Source organism: Psychrobacter sp. FME5, assembly GCF_014861375.1.
In the GTDB taxonomy this organism is placed as follows: Bacteria; Pseudomonadota; Gammaproteobacteria; order Pseudomonadales; family Moraxellaceae; genus Psychrobacter.
Genome location: NZ_RRYX01000212.1, coordinates 1 through 1,687, shown reverse-complemented (window position 1 = coordinate 1,687; position 1,687 = coordinate 1). Strand labels below are relative to the sequence as shown.

Annotated in this window: 2 protein-coding genes; both read right to left on the bottom strand. The window is 41.0% G+C overall.

Going from position 1 to position 1,687, the window contains the following annotated elements; translation table 11 throughout:
* Window positions 1-257 precede the first annotated feature (257 nt).
* Complete coding sequence (locus EI161_RS14225; RefSeq protein WP_192523852.1) at window positions 258-1,016, bottom strand: IclR family transcriptional regulator; 759 nt, start codon at window positions 1,014-1,016, stop codon at window positions 258-260.
* A gap of 464 nt (window positions 1,017-1,480) precedes the next feature.
* Window positions 1,481-1,687, bottom strand: a 207-nt coding sequence (locus EI161_RS14220) for an IS30 family transposase (RefSeq protein ID WP_192529909.1), incomplete at its 5' end; no start/stop codon positions are given.

Here is a 1,687-nt window from a genome sequence, read left to right as displayed (position 1 = left end):
TGTAAGGCGTTGCTTATTTTTTTCAACTATCTCCCAATTCTATACAGCCCCTAGTTAAAATACTTTAAAAACGCTACCTGCAGTACGTGATGTAGCGATATTACTTCTCACTGACTATATCTTAGAGTGACGGAAGAAGCATAAAAAAAGGTCTTCGCTATTATTGTAGCGAAGACCTTTTTTAGGTTGCCCAGATAGCGTGCGACGGGGATAAACTTTCCTTTTAATAGTGAATCGACTATATAACACGTTTGAATTTAGCTTTGTAGATCGTAAACCAGTGATTGGATGTCTTGCGCCGCTTTTTGTAAACGTGGCACGTGGGTCAAAAGGTCATCCAAAGACACGCGAATGGTTGGCGCATGAATATACAATGAAGCCAGATAGCGTGATTTTTTGTCCAATATCGGAACCGATACGGCGACCATTTCAGAGATAAACTCTTCATTGTCGATTCCGACGCCAGTGGCTGCGATACGATCCAGCTCTGCATTTAGCGCATCAATATCGGTAATGGTGTTTTTGGTGAATTTGTCTAATGGCAAGCCCTGCAGTATCTTAGCGCGGCTGGCAGCAGATAACTGGCTTAAGTAAAGCTTACCTGTCGCGGTACACCACATCGGTGATTTCGCACCTACTGGCAGGTAAATCTGAATGGGCAGCGTCGTTTTTGCTCGATTGGTATAAATCATACTCATCTGATAAGGCACCCCAATGCCGCAAGTTTCTTTGATCTCATCGACCAGATTTTGCAGAATCATTTGCCGCTCATTAAAGAACAGTCGCTGCTGCCAAAGCTCGACACTCAGATTGCGCACGCGCTTTCCAGGAATGATACCACCACCAATATCGACGGTCACAAACCCGTCGTCGACTAGGTTTTGAATCAATCGATGAATGGTTGGCTTCGGAATATCGAGCGCTTGAGACAGCTCAAGTGGAGAGAGGGGCTTGGCAGCATAGGACACCGCTTCGATAATCTCTAACACACGGGTAATCGACGATACTTTAGGCATATAAATAGCTCAATAGTAGTAAAAAGAATAAAACAGAGAACACCACAACGTTACAACGCTTTAATAAATAAGACCAATAGTGATAAATACGAAGTCTTACAACAAATTTACCATTAGCTCTAATTTAGCATAATCTCAAGCTTAGACAAGGGTTGGTCTTATATATAACCATATTTATGTGAACTGCCAGAATGTTTAAGGCTTTAGCTATAAAAGCAATACTAGATACGTCAACTCACAAAACACAACAAACTGTAGTAATAATCTATATAATAGCCATTGAGTTAAACGACGGGTTAGGTCATCATATTGACATATTTTGTAATACCTTTACATGAACGTTAAGCCACTTAATATTCATGTCGGCGCTGTCCGGTTACTTTGAGAACTTTGTGTAACAGGAATCTCAAGTTTTGCCAGTTGGTGTAGCAATTATTACTTAGATTAACACACCAAGTGCAACGCTAAATTATATTATAGAACGCCTGCATAGGCGTTTTAAACCCTAATCGTTTTCTTGGTCTGTTGTTTAGTTTATTCTCAATGTCCTGTATCTCATTATCAGAGACTTGTCTAAAGTCACAACCCTTAGGCAAGAACTCTCTGATTAAGCCGTTAGTATTCTCGTTGGTTCCTCGCTGCCATGACGCATAAGCATCGGCAAAGAAGAA